Source organism: Streptomyces sp. NRRL B-24484, from assembly GCF_000717715.1.
Lineage (GTDB): Bacteria > Actinomycetota > Actinomycetes > Streptomycetales > Streptomycetaceae > Kitasatospora.
Genome location: NZ_JOAI01000080.1, coordinates 1 through 22,359 on the forward strand (window position 1 = coordinate 1; position 22,359 = coordinate 22,359).

The window sequence follows — 22,359 nt, forward strand, 5'->3', positions numbered from 1 at the left end:
CCCCCCCCCCCGCCGTAACCCGGCCCCCGCCGCAGCGTGCCGCCCATCGGCGGCCCGTCCGCATGCCTCCGCACGCCCGACCCCGCACACCCCGCACGCCCCACCCCGCACGGCAGCACCAGACCGGCAGCACCAGACCGGCAGACCGGCAGACCGGCAGCCCGACCCGCCGACCCGAGGAGCAGCATGTCCGAGCCGAGCGTGACCCCCGACGACCCGCCCGCCCGAACCGTCCCGCCGACGGAGGAGGACCGGCCGCGCGACGAGCAGATCCGCGCCCGCTTCCCCGGCGACCGGCGGATCGCCGCCGGGACGACCATGTCCACCGCGGCGATGATCCGCAGGATGCCCCAACTCGTCCGCCGCGCCATGGCGCTGGCCTGGGCCGCCGACCGCTCGGCGACGGCCGGCCTCCTGGTCTGCCAACTGCTCTCCGGCGTGTTCGGGGCGCTGGCGCTGTTCGCCACCGCCCGGACCCTGGGCGCGCTGCTCGTCCCCGGCCCGGTGGACGCCCGTCTCCGGGACGCCGCGCCGTCGTTGACGCTGCTCGCGGGCTCCGCCGGCCTGCACGCGGTGCTCGGCATCGCGGTCGCCGCGCTGGCCGCCCGGGTCTCGCCGCGGGTCAACCGGGAGGCCGACCTCGCGCTGATCGCGGCCGGCTGCGCCGCCGAGCTGAAGGCCTACGACGAACCCGCCTACAACGAGCAGTGGGAGTCGGCGGACCGCGGCGCCGCCACCACGCCGGACCTGCTCTCCAACGCCCAGGACCTGATCGCCTCGACGGTGTCCCTGGTCTCCGCGGCCGGCGTTCTCGCGACCCTGCACCCGTGGCTGGTGCCCTTCCTGCTGCTCGGCTCGGTGCCGAGCGGTGTCGCCGCCGTCCGCACCGCCCGGATCCACTACCTGGCCGCCGTCACCACCAACGAGGAGCGGCAGGCGCTGCGGATCTACCGCTGGTTCCTGATCGACAAGCTGCGGGCCGACCAGGTCCGCTCGGACCAGGTCACCCCGTTCATGATGGCCACCTACCGGGAGGCCGAGGGGCGCATCGCGGCCGCCACCGACCGGGCCGCGAGGCAGGCGGCCCGGGTGTCCCTGGTGGCCGCCGTCGGCAGCGGCGCGGGCAGCGCACTGATCTGGGGCGCGCTGCTGTACCTGGTCGCCTCCGGCCGGATCGGCCTGGCCGCGGCGGGCGGCGCGGCGTTCGCGCTGCGCACCGCCTCCACCGGCGTCCAGGGCATGGTCGGCAACGGGGCCCGGCTCTACCGCACCGGTCTGTACCTGGACGACTTCTTCACCTTCCTCGACGAGGCGGGCGGCCACCGGATCCGCCGCGGCGACGTGGTGCCCGGCGCACCCGCCGTGGTGGAGGTCGAGGACGTCTCCTACACCTACCCCGGCGACCAGCAGGAGCCGGCGCTGGACGGGGTCAGCATGACGCTGCGGCGCGGCGAGGTGGTGGCGGTCATCGGGCAGAACGGCAGCGGCAAGTCGACCCTGCTCAAGCTGCTGGCCGGGCTCTACCTGCCGCAGTCCGGCCGGATCGCCTGGGACGGTGTGCCGGTCGAGCGGCTGGACGCCGAGGGGATGTGGACCAGGGTGGCCCGGGTGCCGCAGGAGTTCGCCCGCTGGCCGCTGCGGGCCGCCGAGAACGTCCACCTCGGCCACGGCGGGGGCGACCGGATGGCCGAGGTGCGTCGGGCCGCCGCCCGGACGGGCTTCGACGAGGTGGTCACCCGGCTCCGCTCGGGCTGGGGCACCCTGCTCGCCCAGGGCTGGCTGGGCGGGGCCGAGCTGTCCGGCGGCGGCTGGCAGCGGGCGGCCGTCGCCCGCGCGCTCTACCGGACGGCCCTCAACCCCGGCCTGCTGATCCTCGACGAGCCGACCTCCGACCTCGACCCGCGCGCCGAGCACCGCATCCTGCACGCCCTGCGCGCGTACGCGCCGGAGCGGATCACGCTGCTGGTCACCCACAACATCGCCAACGCGAGGGTCGCCGACCGGGTGGTGGTGATGGACCGCGGCCGGGTGGTGCAGACCGGCACCTGGACGGAGCTCGCGGAGCAGCCGGACGGGCTGTTCCGCGAGCTCCTGGACCTGCAGCGGGACCGGACCGTCCCGGCTCCGCGGCCCGCCGCCGATCCCGTCCCCTGAGACGGGTCGCGCGGCGGTGCCGCCGCCGTGGGGTCAGCCCTCGCGCAGGCCCCACGGCGAGCCGTACGCGGTGAGCAGGTCGAGGAACGGCTGCGCGGGCAGCGCCTCGGGGCCGAGCACGCCGGGGCCGGACCAGGCGCCGGTGGCGATCAGCTCCAGGGCGACGACCGGGTTGATCGCCGTCTGCCAGACCACCGCCTGCGAGCCGTACTCGCGCATCGACCACTGGTTGTCGACCACGTGGTACAGGTACACCTCGCGAGGCCGGCCGTCCTTGGTGCCCTTGACCCAGGTGCCGGCGCAGGTCTTGCCGTGCATCCGCTCGCCGAGGTCGGCCGGGTTGGGCAGGACGGCGGCGACCACGTCGCGCGGGGAGACCTTCGCAGGGCCGAGGTCGCTGCCCACGGTGACCGGCTCGGTGCTGTCCAGCCCGAGTGCGTGCAGCGTCTTCAGCTTGTCGATGAAGTCGTCGCCGAGGCCGTACTTGAAGGTGACCCGCTTGGCGTCGACCCAGCGCGGCACCAGCAGCACCTCCTCGTGCTCGACGTTGACGCACTCCACCGGGCCGATGCCCTCCGGGAAGTCGAACACCTCGGGCTCGCTGAACGGCGCGGTGGTGAACCAGCCGCGGTCGGCCTCGTACACCACCGGCGGGTTGAGGCACTCCTCGATGGTCGTCCAGATGCTGAAGGACGGGGCGAAGTCGTAGCCCTCGACGGTGAGGTTGGCGCCGTCGCGGATGCCGATCTCCTCGATCTCGTCGAAGAGCTCGTCCGCGGCGTACCGGGCGAAGACGTCCGAGAGCCCGGGCTCGACGCCCATGCCCACCAGGGCCAGCCGCCCGGCCTTCTCCCACTGCCCGGCGCGTTCGAACTGGGCGTCGCCGAGCTTCACCCCGCACAGCTCGTAGGGCCGCTCCGGGTGCGGGCGCGACAGCGACATCGCCATGTCGACATAGTGCACACCCGCCGCGAGCGCGGCCTCGAAGAGCGGCATCACGAACCGCGGGTCGGTGGCGTTGAGCAGGACGTCGCAGTCGTGCTCGGCCAGCAGGGCGCGGACGGCGGCCTCGTCGGAGGCATCCACCTGCCGGGCGCTGAACCTGCTGCCGGCCTCGCCGAGCGCGGCGACGGCGGCCTCCGCCCGGGCGGGGTCGTAGTCGGCGACGACCATGTGGTCGAAGAACGGGCGGCGGGCCGCGATCCGGGTGACGGCGGTGCCGACGCCGCCGGCTCCCACAAGCAGTACTCGCATGGCAGAACTCTTCCTTCCCCGGCGGGTTCCCGCCTGTCGGAAGGAAACTCCGGGCGGTCGCGCAAGGTCAATGGCGTTGGCATAAGCTCGGCGGCGCAGCCGTCCGAGGGGAGCAGTGCCGTGCCGAAGAAGGTCGTGTCCGAGTCGGAGCGCCGCAGGCGGCGCCCGACCAAGCAGGGCGCCGTCCTCTCCGAGGAGCTCATCGTGGGGACCGCCCTGCGGATGCTGCGCGAGCACGGCGGCAGCGGCCTCACCGCCCGCCGCCTGGGCCTCGCCCTCGGCTGCGACCCGAGCGCCCTCTACCGGTACTTCCGGGGCATGGACGAGCTGACCCTCGCCATCGGCGACGAACTGATCGGACGGGCCCTGGCCGGCTGGCGGGCCGGCGGCCGCTGGCGGGACGACCTGCGCGACCTCGGCCTGCGCATCCACCGCTCCTACCTCGACCACCCGCAGGCCGCCGCGCTCACCGCCAGCAGGGTCACCGGCCGGGACCGCGAGATCGCCGCCGACGAGACGATCCTCGGCATCCTGCGGGGCGCCGGCTTCCCCGACCCGGCGGCCGTCCGCGTCTACCACGCCTTCATCGACCAGGCCCTCGCCTTCGCCGCACTGGACGCCGCCTCGCTCGCCCTCCCCGCCGAGGCCCGCACCGCCGACGAACGGATGTGGGAGTCCACCTACGCCCGGCTCCCCGCCGACACCCACCCCCACATCGCCGCCACCGCCGGCCTCCTCGCCGCCCGCATGGCCGACAGCGCCTACCCGGTCGCCCTGGACATGCTCCTCGACAGCGCCGAACACCAACTCGCCACGTGCAGGTGTTGACGGGCGGTCGAGGGCGCTCGCAAAAAGGGGACGCATAGTCAAATGCGCAACACTTCACCGGTGGCGCAAATGCTTCCCGAGTTCGAATCGTATGCGTACTTACATGACGCGGTCGATGTCCCTGGGGTCCGGATGTCCGAACTGGTGCCTTCGGGTGACATGGCGGCCGACCCTGCGAGGCGTGGTCCGTAGGGGGGTATTCATCGGTCCTGTACCGCCCGCCCCTCAGGAGAGTTGGACCGTCCAAAGTGGAAACAATCACCTCGAAGAATATTGTCGGCGAAAAGGGCATGGGATGGCTCCCGGACCGCCCGGACATTCGCGACTACACCAAGAACACCAATGGGATCCCCGGACTCGTCGAACGGACCGGCGTCCTCAAGATGGCGGTGGGGGCCCAGCCGAACAGCGTCGACCTGCGTCCGTTCTGTTCGCCGATCGTGGACCAGGGTGCGCTGGGTTCATGCACGGCGAATGCGGCTTCCGGCATTCTCGAGTATTTCGAGATCCGGGCCCACGGGAACTACATGCCCGCGTCGCGCCTCTTCATCTACAAGGCGACCCGCGACTTCCTCCAGTGGACCGGTGACACGGGTGCCTACCTCCGTTCCACCATGGGTGCGATCGCACTGTTCGGCGCACCCCCGGAGAAGTACTGGCCCTACGACGTCTCCGCGTACGAATCCGAGCCCGCGGCCTTCCAGTACGCATTCGCCAGCAACTACCAGGCGCTGACCTACTACCGCTTGGATCCGCCCGGTACGCCGGCCAACGACCTCCTCGCGGACATCAAGGCGCACGCTGCTTCCGGAATCCCGTCCATGTTCGGATTCACGGTGTACTCGAGCATTCTGAACGCCTCCAACGGGAACATCCCGTTCCCTACCGCCACCGAATCCGTCCTGGGGGGACACGCCGTGGTGGTGGTCGGCTACGACGACAACCGGGCGGTGACGAACCCGCTGGACGGAAGCACCACCACCGGGGCCTTCGTCATCCGCAATTCCTGGGGCAGTGACTGGGGCGACTCCGGGTACGGCTACCTGCCCTACCAGTACGTTCTGCAGGGTCAGGCGGAGGACTTCTGGGTGATGGTCAGCCAGGAATACCTGGAGACCGGGAAGTTCGACGCCTAGGCAACAGCACCGACGTGCAGACGGCGAAGGTCCCCGGCCGGAGAGCTGACTTCCAGCTCCCGGCCGGGGCCTCGCTGTACCTTCCGGCGGGTGAGCGCTGCGCCCCCGGTGCGGAGTCTGCTCCGGGGTCTCCTCGAAGCTGTTCGAGCGCAAGGACGGAGTTGCGCGGCCGTCCGACGCCCCGGTTCCGGTCGCCGGCGTGCCAGGATGGGGCCATGCCGACCGTGCACGTCGCCCACACCGCGGACCTGGACAGCGGCACGCTCGCGGCGGCCCGCAGGTTGCTGGACGAGGTGTTCGCGCCGGACATGACGGAAGAGGACTGGGAGCACTGCCTGGGCGGGCTGCACACGCTGGTCCGGGACGGCGGCGAGCTCGTGGGCCACGCGGCGATCGTCCAGCGCCGGCTGCTGCACGGCGGGCGGGCGCTGCGGACGGGGTACGTGGAGGGCGTCGCCGTCCGCGCCGACCGGCAGCGCGAGGGCATCGGCTCCGCGATGCTGGCCGAACTCGTCCGGATCGCCCGCGGGGCCTACGAACTGGCGGCACTCGGCAGCACCGACACCGCCGTCCCGTTCTACACCGCGCACGGCTGGCAGCCCTGGCGGGGCCGTACATACGCCCTCACCCCGGACGGCATCCGCCGCACCGCCGAGGAGGACGACGGCATCTACGTCCTGCCGCTCGCCGTCCCGGTCGACGTGTCCGGCGAGCTGGTCGCCGACTGGCGCGAGGGGGACGTCTGGTGACGCACCGCCGCGCCTCGGCCGTCGCCGGCCCACGCCACGGTCGCCGCCGGGGGAGCGAGTGGACGGCGGTACGTCACGCCGTGGCGGGCGAGCGAGCGGGCCGCGCCGGACGGTCTCCGCGAGGCCGTCTTCGCGCGTGACGCCGCGTACCACCGTGAGAGATGTCCACCGCGTCGTCCGCTGCGAAGCCGGCACGGACGAGGACGGCAGCCCGGTGGGGCTGTGCCTCCGGGGCGTCAGCGGCGACCGGGGCGGTCGTCCGCGGCGCCGGGCAGCCGCTGTTCGGCGGTGCGCCAGGCCGCGGTGACGGCCCGGTGGGCGGCGGCCGTGGCCTCGGCGATGTCGCCGCCCAGGTGGAGCGGCGTGCCGAGGTGGACGTGCAGGGCGGGGCGCCGCAGCGGGGCGGTGGCGAATCCGGCGAGCTGCTTGGCGGTGCTGCCCGAGCTCAACCGGCGGGCACCGCACTGGCCGAGCGGGACGACCGGGGCGCCGCTCGCCGCCGCCAGGCGGGCGACGCCGGTGCGGAAGGCGCCGGGTTCGGCGTCGCGCGGGTCACGGTGCTTCGGCAGGCCGCCCTCGCCGTAGATCAGCACGACCCGGCCGTCCGCGAGCGCCTCCGCCGCGAGGTCCAGGGCGGCGGCGGCCCGGGCCGTCCCGCGGTGGACGGGGATGTGGCCGCCGCCGCGCAGCACCCGGCCGAGCACCGGGACACGCCACAGCCCGGCCGTGGCCATCACGACCGGCTCGGTGCCCAGCCGGTGCAGGGCGGCCAGCACCACCCCGGGGTCGGCGAGCGAGCTGTGGTTGGCCGCGACGATGCTGCCCGGGGCGACCGGGCCCGCGGCCTCGGAACTGACGGACAGACGGCCGAGGACGGGCACCAGCGCGCTGGCGATCCGGCTGAGCATGGGTGTTCCTTCGTTGCCTTCGGCGGGGTGGTGCCGTCATCGTCGCGGAGCGCCGCCGCCGACCGCCTGAGTAGCGGTACTCAACCCCGTCCGGGTGCGGCCCGCCGCGGTGCCGGGTTCAGGCCCGGCCGCGGCCGGCGCGGCTGCCCCACTCACCGATGGCGAGACCGAGGAGGACCGTCGCCGGTCCGGGCCACCACACCGGTGTCAGCAGACCGAGCGTGCAGCCGACGGCCGTCACCACCGCGCCCAGGGCCCACAACCGCGGGGAGCCCACCCGGCCGCCGAACCAGCGCGGAGCGCGGCCGCGGGCCAGCGCCGGTACCGCCTGGAGGAACACCACCAGCCACACCGCAACCACGCATGACACCCGGAACGTGCTCACCCGGACCGTCCCCTCCTCGTCGCCCGGCGTGCGCCGGGGAGCGGATCCTCCCACACCGCCGGGCCCGGGCGTGCCCGAGGGCGCCGACCGGTCCTCTCAGGGGGCGGCGAACAGGCCGGGGAAGGCCGGGGCCAGCCACGGCCGCCGGCCCCAGGCCAGCACCTTGCCGCGGGCGAGGGCGGTGGTGGCGGTGTACCGGCCGAGGGCGATCAGGAAGAACGCCACCGGCTCGGTCGAGATCGTGCAGTCGGGGCGGCGCGGCGGCCGGTCGCTCACCACGGCGGCGCCGTCCGTGAAGGTCACCGCGAAGCCGTCGCCGCCGCGGATCCGCAGCCGGTAGCAGGCGTCGTGGCCGGCCGCGGAGCGGGGATCGACGACGCGCGGCATGGCCGTCCGCAGGAACGGCATCGTCAGCCCGACCCGTCCGCGGTCGATCGGGTGCGGCCGCCCGAGGGCGACCGCGACGTCGTAGAGGTGGCCCAGCATGTGGGTCAGCAGGTAGGCGCCGAGGGTGTCCAGGTCCATCGGACCGAGCGGGGTGACCACCGGGTCGCTGCCCGCGCGCGGGCCGGCCGCGGCGGTGAACTCCCGTGCCCGGGCGGCGATCTCGGCCCCGAGCACGGCGAGGTCCCGCTCCGGCCGCTCGGCCAGCGAGGCCGCGTTCGCCGCCGCCAGCGACCCCGGGGTGCCGTCCCCGTACCGCCGTTCCTCGCCGGCGGCCAGCGCGGCCATCAACTCGTTGGCCATCGCCAGGTGGGCCGCGGCCTCGGCCACCGTCCACTCGGCACCGGGGATCGGCGTGCCGCCGTCGCGGCCGGCGAGCAGGGCCACCGCCTCGTCACCGACCGAGGTGATCGCGTCGAACAGCCGGGTGCGCACGGCGTCGGGGGAGTGCGGGGGGAGCGGGAGGGTCATGGTGGTGAAGGGTGACCGACTCCCGCACCGCTGTCCAGACCCCCGGCGTCCGGACCCGTCGGCGTCCGGACCCGGCGCTGCCCGGGTTCACTCGAACGGCGCAGACCCGTGACGCGGTCAGGAGGCCGCGCGTTCCGGCTGCTCCGCGCCGCGGTCCGGCCCGGCGGACGGGACGGCCCGCAGCCGGGCGGCCCGCGCCGGCCGTGCGGGCCGGACCACGCGGGCGAGCACCGCCGGGGCCAGCAGCCGCTGCGGCGGCTCCTCCAGGTTGGCGACGGCGAGGAAGGCCCGGCCCACCCCGGCGTCGGCCTCGGCGGCCCGGTGGATCCGGGCGACGTACCGGTTCAGCAGCCGGACCCGCGGCGTGCGGCGGCCGTCCACGAACGGGAACCGCAGGTCGCCGCCGACCGACATGTCCCAGGCCACGTCGGTGATCGCGGCGGCCCGCCGGAAGAACCGCCGGGCCAGCGCCTCGCCGGACGGCTCGGCCAGGCACTCCCGCAGCGCCGCCGCCTCGCAGGCCGCCACCGTCATGCCCTGACCGTAGGTCGGGTTGAACTGGCAGAGTGCGTCGGCGAGGACGAGGTAGCCCTCGGGGAAGCGCTCCAGACGCTCGTAGCGGCGGCGGATCGACACCGGGCTGCGCATCAGCCGCGGGGCGGTGAGCGGCTCCAGACGCTCCAGCAGCCGGTGCAGGTCGGGGACGGGCAGCCGCCGGGCGAAGCGGTGGTAGCCCTCCGGGTCCACCGGCGGGACGTCGCCGTTCATGCCGAACAGCGTGACCAGCCAGCGGTCGCCCTCGCCGCTGAGCGCCACGCCGCCGCGCGGCGCGTCCGCGGAGGCGCCGACGACGAAGGCGTCCGCGTCCGCGTCGCCCGGGCGGCGCCGGTACTCCCGCGAGACGTACACCAGGCCGGAGTCGACCCGCTCCTCCGGCGCCGGTGCGTAGCCGAGCGTCCGCAGCCAGGTGGCGCCGCGGTTGCTGCGCCCGGTGGCGTCGACAACCAGGTCCGCCGCGAGCACCTCCGGCTCGGCGTTGACCCGCAGCAGCCGCACGCCGGTGATCCGGCCGGCCGCCGGGTCGGCGATCGGTTCGAGGACCTCCGTCCGCTGCTGGATCTCCACGCCCGGCAGCGCCGCGACCCGCGAGCGGAGGTAGCGCTCCAGCTCCGGGCGGCTCACCATCAGGCACGGGATCCCGGACGGCGCCCGCAGCAGCCGCCGCCCGTCGTTGAACCAGTTCACGTCGGCCTGGACGTCCCGGACGAGCGCGCCCCGTCCGACCAGGTCCTCGCGCAGGCCGGGGAAGAGGTCCTGCAGGACCTCGAAGCCCTTCGACAGCATCCCGTGGGCGTGGTGGCTCTGCGGCACCCCGCGGCGCGGCCCGCCGCCCTCCGGCAGCGCGTCCCGGTCGACGACCGTGACCCGGGCGAAGCGCTCGCTCAGCACCCGCGCGGCCAGCAGCCCGCCGATCCCCGCCCCCGCGACGACCGCGTGGCCCCGTCCCGTCCCGTCCCCGTCCTGCATGGCGTCCCCCTGTCCCGGGCCGGGCGGCCGCCCTCGACCGGGCCGGCCGTCCCCGACCGAACCACTCTGCCCGGGGCCGATTGACGACCGATTGACGACCGATTGCCGACCCCGCTCGACGACCGGTTGCCGATCTCGGGCGCAGGCCCGCGCGCCCGGAGCGCCGCCGTCCGGACCGGGGTCTCCGCACGGCGGTGGCGGGCCTCCCGCCCGCCCGGGGAAGCTGGAGGGGACCGGGTGCACCGCCGCCGGCCCGCCGGAGGGACGACCATGAGCGACGACGCGCAGCAGCAGCCGCCGGAGCGGCGGCACGACCGCCCCGCGGCCATGGACGACGGGACGGTGAAGGCCCTCGGACTCCTCTCCGAGGCGTTGGAGATGACCGAACGGGCCCGGGGCCGGCTCTACGACTTCCACCAGCTGACCGGTGGCGCCGACCGGATCGTCGGACGCGCCGTGACCGCGCTGAGGGAGGCCGGGCACGAGGAGTGGGCCGACCTGGTGGCCCGCGAGGTGCAGGGGCGCGACGTGCTGCCGGGCATGTGGACCTTCCAGGTCGTCGAGACCTACGACGACGGGTACCACCGGGCCTTCGTCGACGCGGAGCGGCAGGTCCGCGAGGCGCTGGCACCCGGCCGGGACCACATCGCCGAGGCCGAGATGCGGGAGCGGCGCGAGACCCCCTGAGCGGCCCGCACCCGCTCCCGGGGCGGCACCGGCGCCGTGAGAACCTGGGCGCCATGAGCGAGACGACCACCGTCACCACCTGGTACCTGGAGCAGTACTCCCGGGACGACCTGGTGGAGGCCCCCGCACCGGAGAACGCCCCGCTGGAGGTCCTCCGGGCCGAGGAGACCGGTCCGGAGTTCGCCCGCTTCCTCTACACCGCCGTCGGCGGCCCGTGGACCTGGACGGACCGGCTGCCCTGGAGCCACCGGCAGTGGCAGGAGTGGCTGGACCGCGAGGGCGTGGAGACCTGGGTCGCGTACGTCGCGGGCACCCCCGCCGGGTACGTGCAGCTGGAGCCGCGCGGGGACGGCCGGGTCGAGGTCGCCTACTTCGGACTGCTGCCGCGGTTCATCGGCCGCGGACTCGGCCGTCACCTGCTCGGCGTCGGACTCGCCCGCGCCTGGGACCTCGCCGACCGGCACCCCGGCCTGCCGCCGACCGCCACGGTCACCGTCAACACCTGCTCGCTGGACGGGCCCGCCGCCCTGCGGACCTACCGGGCGGCGGGCTTCCGGATCGCCACCACCGAGACCGCCGAGAAGCCCGTCGTCGCCGTCCCCGGCCCCTGGCCCGGCGCCCACGCCTGACCCCGCCGCGCTCTCCGCCGCCGAGGACGTGCCCGGCCCGGGGCGCGGACCCGGTGTGGTGCTCGGGGCGGGCCCCGGCCGGGTCCCGCCGGGCGGTTCCGGGAGGCGCGGTGATCCAGCAGTTGGACGACCTGCCCGAGGGCGTGATCGGGTTCGAGACCGGGGGCACCCTGTCCGCCGAGGACTACCGTGACGTGCTGCTGCCCGCGCTGACCCGGGCCGCCGAGGCCGGCGAGGTCCGCTTCGTCATCGTCGTCCCCGAGTTCCACGGGATGACCGGCGGTGCGCTGTGGCAGGACCTGAGGACGGGCGTCGAGCACCTGCGGGCGTGGAAGCGCATCGCGCCGGTCACCGACGTCGAGTGGATGACGCACCTGACCACGCTCTTCGGCTGGATGACGCCCGGCGCGATGAAGACCTTCCCGCTCGCGCGGCGCGCCGACGCCGTCGCCCGGGTGCAGGGCGGCGACTGACCGGGCCGCTGCCCTGGGAGTACCTCGGGGAGGACCGGGTGTCGGCGTGACTTCGCAGGCGGCCGCTCGTTGGTGGGGCGAGACAGGCCGCCGGGCACCAGAGCCCCAGACCGAGCGAGGGGCAGTGCCACCAGTCCCGTCCCGACCAGGGCCGTCCGCAGCCTCCCGGGCCGGTGGGAGACCGCCCGTCGAGGCCGGGCCGGCGTCACCACCGTCACGGGGGTTCCCCACCTTGTCCTACCGACCCGCCCTCAGCGCCGCCAAGGCCACCGCCGCGTTGGCGCTCGTTCCCGGCGTGCTGCTCGGCGGCCCGCTCGCGGGCCCCACCGCCGCCTCCGCGGCCGGTCCCTCGAACGACACCGCGGCGGTCGTCCTCAGGTCGGAGGACCCGGGGCACCGCTCGGTCGAGGCGGCACCGCCGCTCCGGGCGGACCGTCCCGCCGGTGCGGTGCTGCCCGACCGCGGGCTCGGGGTGCTCACCGCCCACCGCAGCGGACTGCGGCTGCAGGCGGCGGTCGCCGGTGCGGCGGAGGACTCGCGGGCCGCCGACGGCACCGGGGTCCGCACCGCGCCCGTCGCACCCGTCGACGCGCAGGAGTGGCTGGTCCGCCCGGCCGCGGACGGGCGGCTGCTGATCCAGTCGCTGCTGGCGGGCGACGACGCGGACGGCCCGCTGCTGCTCACCGCCGAGCCGGACGGCACCGTCCACCTGCGGTCCGACCGGGCGCGCGCCCTCGCCGACGACCCGGCCCAGATCTGGTCCTTCGTCCGGGTCGCCGGTGCCGATCCGCTGCACCTGGAACCGCAGCCCTCCCGGGCCCGCTTCACGATCCGCGCGGACGGCGGCGGCTGCCTGACCGACCGCGGCCCGGCCGCGGCACCGGTCGTCGGCAGCTGCGACACCCCGCGGGCCTGGTGGACGGCCGACGGGCTGACCGCCTGAGGTCCGTCAGCAGACGTCCCAGTGCCCCACGGTCACCGCCCGGTTGCACTCCGGACAGACCCGGGCCGACTCCGGCGCCGAGCCCCAGGCCGCGGCACCCGCGGCCTCCATGTCCACCTGGCTCATGCCCTCGGCCTGCTGCCCGCAGAAGGTCCGGGTCAGCGGGACGTCGGTGGGCGCCGCGTGCACCGTGGTGCCGCCCGCCCCGCCGGGCGGGAGCACCGGATGGTCGGCCATCGGCTCGTGCAGAACGACGATGCTCATACCTCCACTGTTCTCCCCGCACGCCCGCTCGGCACCCCCACCCGCGGCGCACGGCGCTCGTCCGGGGCGGACCTGGCCGGGATCGGGGTCGCCGTACGGTTCCGGGAGCGCGATGCAGGGCGGTGGCGGAGGAGGAACGGTGGGCTCCACCGGTGTCCGGGTGCTCGCTGCGGTCGACCTGCCGGACGGAGAGCGCCCGGTGGCGGAGCGGCGCACCGGGGAATGGCTGTCGGGCTGCGGCGGTCGCCGCGGGCCGGGCCTGCTGGGGTGCGCGGTCGTGCCGGGCCGAGTCGCTCGGGCGCGTGCGAGGGCGGGCCTACGGTGTGCCGGGTACGGGCGCGGCGGGGCGGGGCAGCAGCACGGGCCGGGCTGCGGGGGCGCACAACCGGACGGGCGGACGTCGACCGGGCGCTACGGGAGCGGGACGGCAGGGATCGCGTCGGGCCCGGCGCAGCGGAGGCCGGAGGGTCTCGTCCCGGTCGCGGTCCGGGGCAGCAGCACGGGCCGGGCTGCGGGGGCGCACAACCGGACGGGCGGACGTCGACCGGGCGCTACGGGAGCGGGACGGCAGGGATCGCGTCTCTCGTCCCGGTCGCGGTCCGGGGCACGGCGCCGCCGGTGCACTGTGCGGTCAGGGCGCGGTGCACGGCGGGCACCCCGGGCCACGGCCCGGGGGAGGGGTGGTGCCGGCGGGGGCCGGTCGGGCGGGGCCGTCCGGGCCGCGGGCGGTCAGAGGGTCTGGGTGACCGGGCGGAGCAGGGCACCGGCCGGCCCGGAGGGGTCCTCGTCGCCCGGCAGGGCGTCCTCCGCGGTGAGCTGGCAGGCCGAGCAGAGCTCGTGCCGGCCGGAATCGGTGATGACGCTGCCCCATCCACGGCATTCCGTACAGCCTCGGGCGAGGGCGACGTCGGCACGGGGGGCAGGAGCGGGAGCGGGGTGGGCTCCGTGATGCATGGGTGATGTCCTCGGTAGAGCGGTATCACTTCGACCCAGCTTGTCATGATTTCCGACCGAACGACTGTGACTCATATCTCCCCGTGTTCGGCGTGCGCGTCGGCGGCCGGTGGGGCAGTCCCCTGCGCGCGGACACGCCCGGACCGGGGTGCGGTACCCGTCGGACCGGTCGAAGGTCATGCCGGGTCACAGAGCTGACGCCGCGTCGGAGAAGGGAGGGCCGGCCCGGCCCGACACCGGTCGGCGGGCCGCGTCAGGCCCCGTGCTGCGTGGCAGAATCGCCGCGGAGCGAGCCGGCGAGCGGGACGGGGCGAGGGGCATGACGGTGGAGGTACTGCGGGCGGCCGACCGGGCGGCGGTGCCGTGGCTGAACGGCGGCGGCGTGACCCGCGAGGTCGCGGCCGGACCGGCCGGTGCGGGGATGACCGACTTCGACTGGCGGGTCAGCCTGGCCGACGTGGCCCGGGGCGGGCCGTTCTCCGTCTTCGCGGACACCGACCGGGTGATCACCCTGGTCGAGGGCGCGGGCATGACGCTGACCGTGGCCGGCGCGGAGCAGGCGCTCACCGAACCGTTCCGGCCCTTCGCCTTTCCCGGGGACGCGGCCACGGACTGCCGGCTGGAGGGTGGTCCGGTGATCGACTTCAACGTGATGACCCGGCGCGGCCGCGCGACCGCCGAGGTGGAGATCGCGGACGTCCCGCGCCCGGTCCGGGCCCCCGAGGGCGGCACGCTGCTGGTGGTCTGCCTCGCCGGTACCGCCGCCCTCGCCTCCGCCGGTCTCGACCTCGACCGCTACGACGCGGTGCTGCTGCACGGCGGCGGCGACCTGCTCCAGGTGGACGGCGCCACCGCCGTGGTGACGATCCGTCAGTAGCGCTGTCCGGGGGAGGGGGGCGGAGGGCATGCGGATGCGGATCGAGGACGTGTACGCCCTGCCGGGGCGCGGGGTCGGCGTCACCGGCCGGCTCCCCGCCGGAACGGCCCTCACCGGCCGGGCCTGGCTGCTCGGCCCGGACGGGAGCCGGCCGGTCGCGGTCGCGGTCGCGGGCGTGGAGCGGTTCCGCCGCTGCTTCGCCGAGGACGACGGACGGGGCGAGGCCGTGGGCGTGCTGCTGACCGGTGCGGCCGCGCACGAGGTCGACCGCGGCATGCTGCTCTGCACCGACGACTGACCGGCCCGGACCGTCCCGGACGACGGGACGTGGTCCGCCGGGGCCGGCCCGCGCCTGGGCACGCCGCGGGCTGCTCTGCACGGACGACAGGCCGGCCCGGTCCGGGCGTGGGACGCGGTCGTGCGGCCCCTCCGGCCCTACGCTCGCCGGAAACCCGGCCGGGTGCCCGCCCCCGGCCGGTGAACCGGAGAGGGGTCGTTCCGTGCCACGTGAGATCGCCCTGCTGGGCGTGCCGTCCTGCGCCGGGACGCACGGGCCCGGCCAGGAGAAGGCGCCCGCCGCCGTCCGGGCGGCCGGCCTGGTCGAGGGGCTGCGCGGAGCCGGGCTGGCCGTCCGCGACCACGGCGACCTGCCGGCGGTGCCCTTCCGCACCGACCCCGGGCACCGCGACCGGCAGAACCTCGCGCTGGTCACGGAGGTCGCCCGGTCCGTCGCCGACCGGGTCGGGGCCCTGCTCGACGAGGGCGCGCTGCCGCTGGTGATCGGCGGGGACTGCACCATCACCCTCGGCGTCACCGCCGCCCTGGTCGCGCGCCGGCCCGACACCGGCCTGCTCTACTTCGACGGCGACGTCGACCTCTCGGTGCCCGACACCACCGTCTCCGGCATCCTCGACACCATGGTCCTCGCCCACCTGCTCGGCGAGGGCGCCCCCGAGCTGGCCGGCCTCGGGCCGCGGACCCCGCTGCTCACCGCCGACGCCGTCACCGCCTTCGGCCACGACCCCGTCGAGGTGAACCCGGCCGAGCAGGAGCGGCTCGCCCGGTACGGCCTGCGGACCCACCCGTGCACCGGGCTGACCGCCCCGGGAGCCGACCCGGTCGCCGCAGCCCGCGCGGCCCGCACCGACCTCGGCACCCGGTGCTCCCGGCTGCTGCTGCACTTCGACGTGGACGTGATCGACTCGACAGAGCTGCCGCTGGCGGACTTCCCGCACTTCAACCAGGGTCTGCCGCTGGCCGTAGCGCTCGACTGCCTCGCCGAGTTCGCCCGCGCCCCGCAGCTCGCCGCCGTGGTCGTCACGGAGATCAACCCGCTGCGCGACGGCGACGGCAGCCTGGTGCGGACGCTCACCGGCGGCCTGGTGCGGGCCCTCGCCGGAGCACCGGCGTAGGCGGCGGCGTGCTCAGCCCGTGGTGAGGGCCCGGTCGCAGTCCAGGCAGTGGCGGGTGGTCTGGGAGGACGGGTACCAGGTGTCGCCGGGGGCGGCGGGGCGGTAGGGCTCCGGTTCGAGGTCGTCGGTGGGGAGGCCGCAGAACGTGGCGGCGGCGGGCCGCTCCGGGTCCTGCGGGTCGGCGGGGGCGGCATGGACCCAGCGGATGCGCGCGCCGACGTCGACCTCGCCGCTGTCCAGGACCTCCGTGGAGGGTTCCAGTTCGAGGAGCACGAGGACATCGGTCATGCCTCGACCTTGCCCCGTTCGGCGCAGTGCCGCATCCCGGCCCGGGCGGCCCTCACCGCCAGGGCGGCCCGCGCCGCGCCCCGGCGTCCGGTGCTCCGCGGATCTGTCGTACCCCGGCGATAGATTCGGTCGGAGCGGGTGCGGCGGGGCCGCGCCCGATCGCCGACTGCCGGAGGTCCTCGCGTGTCGCTGGTACGGGTCCACAACTTCTCGGTCTCGCTCGACGGTTTCGGTACCGGCGAGGGGCAGACCCTCGACGCGCCGTTCGGCCACGCCGGCCACCGGCTGCACGGCTGGTTCTTCAACACCAGGGCGTTCCGGTCGATGCAGAGCAATCACGGCGGCGACTTCGGCGTGGACGACGCCATGGCCTCGACCTGGGCCGACGGGATCGGCGCGGAGATCATGGGCCGCAACAAGTTCGGTCCGCAGCGCGGCCCCTGGGAGGACCACGAGTGGAACGGCTGGTGGGGCGAGGAGCCCCCGTTCCACACCCCGGTCTTCGTGATGACCCACCACCCCCGCCCCTCGGTGGAGATGAAGGGCGGCACCACCTTCCACTTCGTCGACGGGTCGCCGCAGGAGGTGCTGAAGCAGGCCAAGGAGGCCGCGGGCGGCCTGGACGTCCGGCTCGGCGGCGGGCCGAGCACCGTGCGGGCCTTCCTCGCCGAGGACCTGGTCGACCACCTGCACGTCGTCGTGGTGCCGATCCTCCTCGGCCGCGGCGAACGGCTCTGGGACGGCCTCGAAGGGATCGAGGAGCGCTTCCGCATCGAGACGGTGGCGAGCCCCAGCGGGGTCACCCACGTGACGTTCAACCGCGCCTGACCCGGCGTCACGGCCGCCGCAGGGGGAGGGCCTAGGCTGACCGGGTGACTGCACCGGACCTCGCACCCTCCGCCCTCCCCTCCGCCGACCCGGCCGCCGCGCTGATCGCCGACCCGTACGCCGGATACGCCCGCCTGCGGGCCGCCGGCCCGGTGCACCGGATCACCGGGCCGGACGGTCTGCCGGTCTGGCTGGTCACCCGGTACGCGGACGTGCGCCAGGCACTCGCCGACCCCCGGCTCGCCCTGGACAAGCAGCACGCCGCGCCCGGCAACTACCGCGGCTTCGCCCTGCCGCCCGCCCTGGACGCCAACCTGCTCAACATGGACCCGCCGGACCACACCCGGATCCGGCGGCTCGTCTCGCGGGCCTTCACCCCGCGGCGGATCGCCGCCCTGCGCGCCCCGATCGAGCGGATCGCCGACGCCCTGCTCGACGCGATGGCCCCGCACGGCCGGGCCGACCTGATCACCGCCTACGCCGCACCGCTGCCGATCACCGTGATCTGCGACCTGCTCGGCGTGCCCGCCGAGGACCGCCGCGACTTCCGGGCCTGGACGGACACCCTGATCACCCCCGACCCGGCCCGTCCGCAGGACGCCCGGGCCGCCGTCGCCGCGATGCTCGGCTTCTTCACCGCGCTGATCGGGCGCAAGCGCGCCGAGCCGGGCGACGACCTGCTCTCCGACCTGATCGCCGTCCGCGACGAGGGGGACCGGCTCGGCGAGGACGAACTCACCTCGCTGGCCTTCCTGATCCTCTTCGCCGGCTACGAGAACACCGTCCACCTGATCGGCAACGCCGTCCTCGCGCTGCTGCGCCACCCGGACCAGCTGGCCGCGCTGCGCGCCGACGAGAGCCTCGTCCCGGCCGCTGTGGAGGAGTTCGCCCGGTACGACGGGCCGGCGCCGCTGGCGATCCGCCGCTTCCCGCGCGAGGACGTCGTCATCGGCGGCGTCACCGTCCCGGCGGGGGAGACGATGCTGTGCGCGCTGGCCTCCGCCAACCGCGATCCCGAGCAGTTCCCGGAGCCGGACCGGCTCGACCTGCACCGGCCGGAGAACGGCCACCTCGCCCTCGGCCACGGCATCCACTACTGCCTGGGCGCGCCGCTCGCCCGGCTGGAGACCTCGGTCGCGCTGACCGCACTGCTGCGCCGGTTCCCCGAACTGGCGCTGGACGTAACGGAGTCGCAGCTGCGGCACCGTCCCTCGCTGCGGGCCCGCGGGCTGCTGGAGCTGCCGGTGCGGTTCTGAGATCCGAGGGGACACACGGCCGGGGCCGGCGCGGACGATCCGCGCCGGCCCCGGCCGTTGTCCGAGGTCCTGCGTCCCGTCCGGGTGCGGCCCGACCCCTGTGCGCGCACGGCCCGCGCGTATCTGCGCAAAAGTGCGCGAACATCGGCCGGTTCGAGCAATTGACGTCACATCGGCGCTCTGCTCTGATGTGAGACGCCCGACAGTCCGACCGCCCTGTCGGCCCCGACTGCCCCTGCCCGTAGCCGAGTTGAGCGTGCCGTGGCGCCGAGTCGGGTCACCGGACCCCGCAGCCCTCCGAGGAGGCACCCTCGTGCGATCCGCCCCGCCCACCGTCCGACCGCGACCGGGAAGTCCCGGCACCCGGCCCACTGCGCTCTCGCTCGCCCTGCTGCTCGTCGCCGCCCTCGCCGCCGTGCTCGGCCCGGCACAGCCGGCCGGCGCCGCAACTCCCGGGAACGCCACCGGGATCACCCGCTCCGGCAACACCTTCACGGTGACCGCCTCCGGCGGGGCCGCCGCCCGGATCGTCCTCGCCCGGGCCGACATCCTGCGGATCTGGCTCTCCCCGGACGGCGGCTTCGCCGACGACCCGGCCGGCCGGGACCTCGCGGTCACCACCGACTTCGGCACCGTCTCCGCCACCCAGACCGACGCCGGCGCCTACTGGCGGATCGCCACCGCGGCCGTCTCGCTGCGGATCAACAAGTCGCCGCTCACCTTCGCCCTCTACCGGGCGGACAACAGCACGCTGCTCTGGGCCGAGTCCCAGCCCACGAGTTGGACCGCCAACCGGACGACCCAGTACCTCACCCGCGGCGCCGACGAGCAGTTCTACGGCACCGGCCTGCGCCTCGGCGAGTGGGCGCTGCGCGACAGGACCGTGCCCGTCGCCGTCAGCAACTCCTGGACGGAGAACAGCAACGCCAGTCCCGCGCCGTTCTACATGTCCACCAACGGCTACGGCGTGATGCGCAACACCTGGGCCCCCGGCTCCTACGGCTTCGGCTCGCCGACCACCCTCGCGCACGACGAGAAGCGCTTCGACGCCTGGTACTTCGCCGGCGACTCGCTCAAGGGCGTGCTCGACGGCTACACCGACGTCACCGGCAAGCCCTTCCTCGCGCCGGTCTGGGGCCTCGAACTCGGCAACGCCGACTGCTTCAACGCCTCCAACCCGGCCTACCAGGGCGACCACGACAGGCTCCGGCACCAGACCACCCCGGACGCGGTCGGCTACGCCACCGACGCCCGCGCCGCCGACATGCCCTCCGGCTGGTTCCTGCCCAACGACGGCTACGGCTGCGGCTACACCGACCTGCCGAGCACCGTCTCCGGCCTCGCCGCCAAGGGCGTGCACACCGGACTGTGGACCTCCACAGGTCTGTCGAACATCGACTGGGAGGTCGGCACCGCGGGCTCCCGGGCGGTGAAGACGGACGTCGCCTGGATCGGCGGCGGCTACAAGACCGCTTTCACCGGGGTCCAGCAGGCCGTCGCCGGGATCGAGGACCACTCCGACGCCCGCCGCTTCGTCTGGACGGTCGACGGCTGGGCCGGCACCCAGCGCAACGCCGTCGTCTGGACGGGCGACACCAGCGGCACCTGGGACGCCATGCGCTGGCACGTCCCGGCGATCGCCGGTGCGGGCCTGTCCGGCCTCAACTACGCCTCCGGCGACGTCGACGGCATCTTCGGCGGCAGCCCCAAGACCTACGTACGCGACCTGCAGTGGAAGGCCTTCACCCCGGCCTTCATGACGATGTCCGGCTGGGGCGCGACCAACCCGTCCGCGGGCTACCAGGACAAGCAGCCCTGGCGGTTCGCCGAGCCCTACCTGTCGATCAACCGGAAGTACCTGCAGCTGAAGATGCGGCTCACCCCCTACCTGTACACGATGAGCCGCAACGCCACGGACACCGGCGTCCCGTCCACCCGGGCGATGGTGCTGGAGTACCCGGACGACCCGGTCGCGCGCGGCAACGCGACCAGCGGGCAGTTCATGGCCGGCGACTCCTTCCTGGTCGCCCCGGTCGTCTCCGACACCGCCGTCCGCGACGGCATCTACCTGCCCGCCGGCACCTGGACGGACTACTGGACGGGCAGGGCGTACACCGGCCCCGGCTGGCTCAACGGCTACAGCGCGCCGCTCGACACCCTGCCGCTCTTCGTCAAGTCCGGTGCGGTCGTGCCGATGTGGCCGCAGATGAACTACGCCGGCGAGAAGCCCGTCTCCCGGCTGACCTACGACGTCTACCCGCGAGGCAGCTCCACCTTCAGCCTGTACGAGGACGACGGCACCACCCGCGCCTACCAGTCCGGGGCGTACGCCCGGCAGCGGGTCGACGTCACCGCTCCGCAGTCCGGCACCGGCGACGTCAACATCGCCGTCGGCGCGGCCACCGGCAGCTACACCGGCAAACCGGCCGCCCGCGACTACGAGTTCACCGTGCACGCCGCCGCCGCGCCCGGCGGCGTCACCGTCGGCGGCACCGCACTGCCCGCACTGGCGACCCGCAGCGCCTACGACGCGGCCGCCAGCGGCTGGTACTTCGACCCGGCGGACCGCTCCGGCGTGCTGCTGGTCAAGACCGGCTCCCGCTCCGCCGCCTTCACCGTGACGGCGACCGGCCTCACCCTGCCCACCGGCAGCGCGATCCCCGGCGCCACCCCCATCCCCACCAGCGGCTGGACGGTCGCCTACGCCGACAGCCAGGAGACCGCGGCCGAGAACGGGGCCGCCGCGAACGCCATCGACGGCAACAGCGCCACCCTCTGGCACAGCGCCTGGTCCGGCACCGCCGCACCGCTGCCGCACGAGCTGCAGATCGACCTCGGCGCCCGCTACGCCGTCGACGGCCTGAGCTACCTGCCCCGGCAGGACGGCGGCGTCAACGGCCGGATCGGCGGCTACGAGGTGTACGTCTCCGACACCACCGCCGACTGGGGCAGCCCCGTCGCGACCGGGAGCTTCCCGGACAGCGCGGCGCAGCAGCGGATCTCCTTCGGTGCCAAGAACGGCCGGTACCTGCGGCTGAAGGCCCTGAGCGAGGCGGGCGGCCGCGGCCCGTGGACGAGTGCCGCCGAGATCGGCGCGACCGGGCGCGTCCTGCCGCCGCCGACGGACACCACCCTGGTCAACGGCGCCTCCGGCAGCTGCGTCGACCTGCCCGGTTCGGCGACCGCCCCGGGCACGCGGCCGACCCTCTACACCTGCCACGGCGGCGGCAACCAGCGCTGGACGCTGCGCGCCGACGGATCGCTCACCGGGCTGGCCGGGGTCTGCCTCGACGGCACGGCCGGCACCGTCGCCGTGCAGCCCTGCAACGGCTCCGCCGGTCAGCGCTGGCAGCAGGGACCGCAACTCGCCCTGGTCAGCAGCGGGAAGTGCCTCGCGCCGGTGAACTCCGGCACCGCGAACGGCACCGGGCTGCTGCTCGCCGCCTGCAACGGCGGCGCCGCGCAGCGCTGGGCGACCACTCCCTGACCCGGCAGGCCGCGGAGGCCCCGGGCAGCGCGCCCCGGGGCCCCCGCGGCCCCGGGGTGCCGGTTCATCGCGCGCTCGCGGCGATCTGCGCGTACTCCTCGGCGGCGGCCCACAGCTCGCCGGAGGTCGGCCGCATCCCGGGAGCGGCGTTCATCGCGGCCTCCGCGTTCATGGCGGCGAAGCCCCACAGCTCGCGGAGCTCGCCGTGCGCCGTCCGCTCGGCCTCGCGGAGCGCGGCGAGCAGCGCCCGCCCGGTGAGCGGCGGTGGTACGGGCAGGAACGACCAGGGCCCCGGCGGGGCCTGGTCGAGCAACACGGTCGGCTGTGCTCCGCCGCGCGGAGTGGTGTCGTTCATGCGGCACACGATCGCACCTGGAACTGACACGCCGTCGGTGGCTGTGGACA

At 75.1% G+C, this 22,359-nt stretch carries 23 protein-coding genes; 14 read left to right on the top strand and 9 right to left on the bottom strand.

Annotation, left to right across the window (positions count from 1 at the left end; translation table 11 throughout):
* The first annotated feature begins 186 nt into the window (after window positions 1–186).
* Window positions 187–2,154 (top strand): ATP-binding cassette domain-containing protein, encoded by a 1,968-nt coding sequence (locus tag IE98_RS0139860; RefSeq protein ID WP_052391571.1) that lies wholly within the window; start codon window positions 187–189, stop codon window positions 2,152–2,154.
* Window positions 2,155–2,187: 33 nt separating this feature from the next.
* Here IE98_RS0139860 and IE98_RS0139865 read toward each other — a convergent pair whose 3' ends face one another.
* Entirely contained in the window at window positions 2,188–3,408 is a 1,221-nt protein-coding gene (locus IE98_RS0139865; RefSeq protein WP_030277426.1) for a saccharopine dehydrogenase family protein, read from the bottom strand.
* 120 nt (window positions 3,409–3,528) lie between these two features.
* Between IE98_RS0139865 and IE98_RS0139870 the strand changes: the two genes are divergently transcribed.
* From IE98_RS0139870 to IE98_RS0139880, 3 genes are all read left to right on the top strand, one after another.
* Window positions 3,529–4,236 carry a TetR/AcrR family transcriptional regulator gene (locus IE98_RS0139870; RefSeq protein WP_030277428.1) on the top strand — a complete coding sequence of 236 codons (708 nt, stop codon included), beginning with the start codon at window positions 3,529–3,531 and terminating at the stop codon, window positions 4,234–4,236.
* Window positions 4,237–4,484: 248 nt separating this feature from the next.
* Window positions 4,485–5,372 carry a C1 family peptidase gene (locus IE98_RS0139875; RefSeq protein ID WP_199923052.1) on the top strand — a complete coding sequence of 296 codons (888 nt, stop codon included), beginning with the start codon at window positions 4,485–4,487 and terminating at the stop codon, window positions 5,370–5,372.
* Between the two features lie 215 nt (window positions 5,373–5,587).
* Complete coding sequence (locus IE98_RS0139880; protein ID WP_030277432.1) at window positions 5,588–6,121, top strand: GNAT family N-acetyltransferase; 534 nt, start codon at window positions 5,588–5,590, stop codon at window positions 6,119–6,121.
* A gap of 236 nt (window positions 6,122–6,357) precedes the next feature.
* Here IE98_RS0139880 and IE98_RS0139885 read toward each other — a convergent pair whose 3' ends face one another.
* The 4 genes from IE98_RS0139885 to IE98_RS0139900 all read right to left on the bottom strand — a co-directional run bounded on the left by IE98_RS0139885 (window position 6,358) and on the right by IE98_RS0139900 (window position 9,856).
* Window positions 6,358–7,029, bottom strand: a complete 672-nt coding sequence (locus IE98_RS0139885) for a lysophospholipid acyltransferase family protein (protein WP_030277434.1) — start codon at window positions 7,027–7,029, stop codon at window positions 6,358–6,360.
* Window positions 7,030–7,147: 118 nt separating this feature from the next.
* Window positions 7,148–7,390, bottom strand: a complete 243-nt coding sequence (locus IE98_RS0139890; protein ID WP_159401224.1) for a hypothetical protein — start codon at window positions 7,388–7,390, stop codon at window positions 7,148–7,150.
* A 120-nt stretch (window positions 7,391–7,510) separates the two neighbouring features.
* On the bottom strand, window positions 7,511–8,329 hold the full coding sequence (locus IE98_RS0139895; RefSeq protein ID WP_052391572.1) for a maleylpyruvate isomerase family mycothiol-dependent enzyme: 819 nt from the start codon (window positions 8,327–8,329) through the stop codon (window positions 7,511–7,513).
* A 117-nt stretch (window positions 8,330–8,446) separates the two neighbouring features.
* Window positions 8,447–9,856 carry an NAD(P)/FAD-dependent oxidoreductase gene (locus IE98_RS0139900; RefSeq protein ID WP_063749087.1) on the bottom strand — a complete coding sequence of 470 codons (1,410 nt, stop codon included), beginning with the start codon at window positions 9,854–9,856 and terminating at the stop codon, window positions 8,447–8,449.
* Window positions 9,857–10,126: 270 nt separating this feature from the next.
* Here IE98_RS0139900 and IE98_RS0139905 point away from each other — a divergent pair, with 270 nt between their 5' ends.
* From IE98_RS0139905 to IE98_RS48690, 4 genes are all read left to right on the top strand, one after another.
* Window positions 10,127–10,543, top strand: a complete 417-nt coding sequence (locus IE98_RS0139905; protein ID WP_030277438.1) for a hypothetical protein — start codon at window positions 10,127–10,129, stop codon at window positions 10,541–10,543.
* Window positions 10,544–10,596: 53 nt separating this feature from the next.
* Entirely contained in the window at window positions 10,597–11,172 is a 576-nt protein-coding gene (locus IE98_RS0139910) for a GNAT family N-acetyltransferase (RefSeq protein WP_030277439.1), read from the top strand.
* 110 nt (window positions 11,173–11,282) lie between these two features.
* Window positions 11,283–11,645, top strand: coding sequence for an STAS/SEC14 domain-containing protein (locus tag IE98_RS0139915; RefSeq protein WP_030277441.1), 363 nt, complete (start codon window positions 11,283–11,285; stop codon window positions 11,643–11,645).
* Window positions 11,646–11,877: 232 nt separating this feature from the next.
* The gene (locus IE98_RS48690) at window positions 11,878–12,588 is read left to right on the top strand and encodes an RICIN domain-containing protein (RefSeq protein ID WP_030277443.1); all 711 of its coding nucleotides are present in this window, start codon (window positions 11,878–11,880) and stop codon (window positions 12,586–12,588) included.
* A 6-nt stretch (window positions 12,589–12,594) separates the two neighbouring features.
* Here IE98_RS48690 and IE98_RS48695 read toward each other — a convergent pair whose 3' ends face one another.
* Together IE98_RS48695 and IE98_RS43880 are read right to left on the bottom strand one after the other, a co-directional pair.
* The gene (locus IE98_RS48695; protein WP_030277444.1) at window positions 12,595–12,852 is read right to left on the bottom strand and encodes a hypothetical protein; all 258 of its coding nucleotides are present in this window, start codon (window positions 12,850–12,852) and stop codon (window positions 12,595–12,597) included.
* 729 nt (window positions 12,853–13,581) lie between these two features.
* The gene (locus tag IE98_RS43880) at window positions 13,582–13,806 is read right to left on the bottom strand and encodes a hypothetical protein (RefSeq protein WP_043176250.1); all 225 of its coding nucleotides are present in this window, start codon (window positions 13,804–13,806) and stop codon (window positions 13,582–13,584) included.
* Window positions 13,807–14,125: 319 nt separating this feature from the next.
* Between IE98_RS43880 and IE98_RS0139935 the strand changes: the two genes are divergently transcribed.
* The 3 genes from IE98_RS0139935 to IE98_RS0139945 all read left to right on the top strand — a co-directional run bounded on the left by IE98_RS0139935 (window position 14,126) and on the right by IE98_RS0139945 (window position 16,095).
* Window positions 14,126–14,683, top strand: a complete 558-nt coding sequence (locus IE98_RS0139935) for a HutD family protein (protein WP_030277446.1) — start codon at window positions 14,126–14,128, stop codon at window positions 14,681–14,683.
* Window positions 14,684–14,717: 34 nt separating this feature from the next.
* Window positions 14,718–14,981: a hypothetical protein gene (locus IE98_RS0139940; RefSeq protein ID WP_159401225.1), complete on the top strand. Its 264-nt coding sequence runs from the start codon at window positions 14,718–14,720 to the stop codon at window positions 14,979–14,981.
* Between the two features lie 202 nt (window positions 14,982–15,183).
* Window positions 15,184–16,095 carry an arginase family protein gene (locus tag IE98_RS0139945; protein ID WP_052391573.1) on the top strand — a complete coding sequence of 304 codons (912 nt, stop codon included), beginning with the start codon at window positions 15,184–15,186 and terminating at the stop codon, window positions 16,093–16,095.
* A 12-nt stretch (window positions 16,096–16,107) separates the two neighbouring features.
* Here the strand turns inward: IE98_RS0139945 and IE98_RS0139950 are convergent, their stop codons facing one another.
* Window positions 16,108–16,383, bottom strand: a complete 276-nt coding sequence (locus IE98_RS0139950; protein WP_052391574.1) for a hypothetical protein — start codon at window positions 16,381–16,383, stop codon at window positions 16,108–16,110.
* A 183-nt stretch (window positions 16,384–16,566) separates the two neighbouring features.
* Here IE98_RS0139950 and IE98_RS0139955 point away from each other — a divergent pair, with 183 nt between their 5' ends.
* From IE98_RS0139955 to IE98_RS52155, 3 genes are all read left to right on the top strand, one after another.
* A complete protein-coding gene (locus IE98_RS0139955; RefSeq protein ID WP_030277451.1) occupies window positions 16,567–17,211 on the top strand; it encodes a dihydrofolate reductase family protein in 645 nt (214 codons plus the stop codon).
* A 44-nt stretch (window positions 17,212–17,255) separates the two neighbouring features.
* The gene (locus tag IE98_RS0139960; RefSeq protein WP_030277452.1) at window positions 17,256–18,467 is read left to right on the top strand and encodes a cytochrome P450 family protein; all 1,212 of its coding nucleotides are present in this window, start codon (window positions 17,256–17,258) and stop codon (window positions 18,465–18,467) included.
* A gap of 313 nt (window positions 18,468–18,780) precedes the next feature.
* Window positions 18,781–21,954 carry a TIM-barrel domain-containing protein gene (locus IE98_RS52155; RefSeq protein ID WP_199923053.1) on the top strand — a complete coding sequence of 1,058 codons (3,174 nt, stop codon included), beginning with the start codon at window positions 18,781–18,783 and terminating at the stop codon, window positions 21,952–21,954.
* A gap of 64 nt (window positions 21,955–22,018) precedes the next feature.
* On the opposite strand, the gene IE98_RS0139970 is transcribed toward IE98_RS52155, so the two are convergent.
* The gene (locus IE98_RS0139970; RefSeq protein ID WP_030277456.1) at window positions 22,019–22,309 is read right to left on the bottom strand and encodes a hypothetical protein; all 291 of its coding nucleotides are present in this window, start codon (window positions 22,307–22,309) and stop codon (window positions 22,019–22,021) included.
* Window positions 22,310–22,359 lie beyond the last annotated feature (50 nt).

Coding starts and splice junctions, on each gene's coding strand:
- IE98_RS0139860 (WP_052391571.1), top strand. CDS start 187: ATGTCCGAGCCGAGCGTGACCCCCGACGACCCGCCCGCCCGAACCGTC.
- IE98_RS48695 (WP_030277444.1), bottom strand. CDS start 12,852: ATGAGCATCGTCGTTCTGCACGAGCCGATGGCCGACCATCCGGTGCTC.
- IE98_RS0139905 (WP_030277438.1), top strand. CDS start 10,127: ATGAGCGACGACGCGCAGCAGCAGCCGCCGGAGCGGCGGCACGACCGC.
- IE98_RS0139885 (WP_030277434.1), bottom strand. CDS start 7,029: ATGCTCAGCCGGATCGCCAGCGCGCTGGTGCCCGTCCTCGGCCGTCTG.
- IE98_RS0139880 (WP_030277432.1), top strand. CDS start 5,588: ATGCCGACCGTGCACGTCGCCCACACCGCGGACCTGGACAGCGGCACG.
- IE98_RS0139865 (WP_030277426.1), bottom strand. CDS start 3,408: ATGCGAGTACTGCTTGTGGGAGCCGGCGGCGTCGGCACCGCCGTCACC.
- IE98_RS0139900 (WP_063749087.1), bottom strand. CDS start 9,856: ATGCAGGACGGGGACGGGACGGGACGGGGCCACGCGGTCGTCGCGGGG.
- IE98_RS0139950 (WP_052391574.1), bottom strand. CDS start 16,383: ATGACCGATGTCCTCGTGCTCCTCGAACTGGAACCCTCCACGGAGGTC.
- IE98_RS0139970 (WP_030277456.1), bottom strand. CDS start 22,309: ATGAACGACACCACTCCGCGCGGCGGAGCACAGCCGACCGTGTTGCTC.
- IE98_RS0139940 (WP_159401225.1), top strand. CDS start 14,718: ATGCGGATCGAGGACGTGTACGCCCTGCCGGGGCGCGGGGTCGGCGTC.
- IE98_RS0139895 (WP_052391572.1), bottom strand. CDS start 8,329: ATGACCCTCCCGCTCCCCCCGCACTCCCCCGACGCCGTGCGCACCCGG.
- IE98_RS0139910 (WP_030277439.1), top strand. CDS start 10,597: ATGAGCGAGACGACCACCGTCACCACCTGGTACCTGGAGCAGTACTCC.
- IE98_RS43880 (WP_043176250.1), bottom strand. CDS start 13,806: ATGCATCACGGAGCCCACCCCGCTCCCGCTCCTGCCCCCCGTGCCGAC.
- IE98_RS0139935 (WP_030277446.1), top strand. CDS start 14,126: ATGACGGTGGAGGTACTGCGGGCGGCCGACCGGGCGGCGGTGCCGTGG.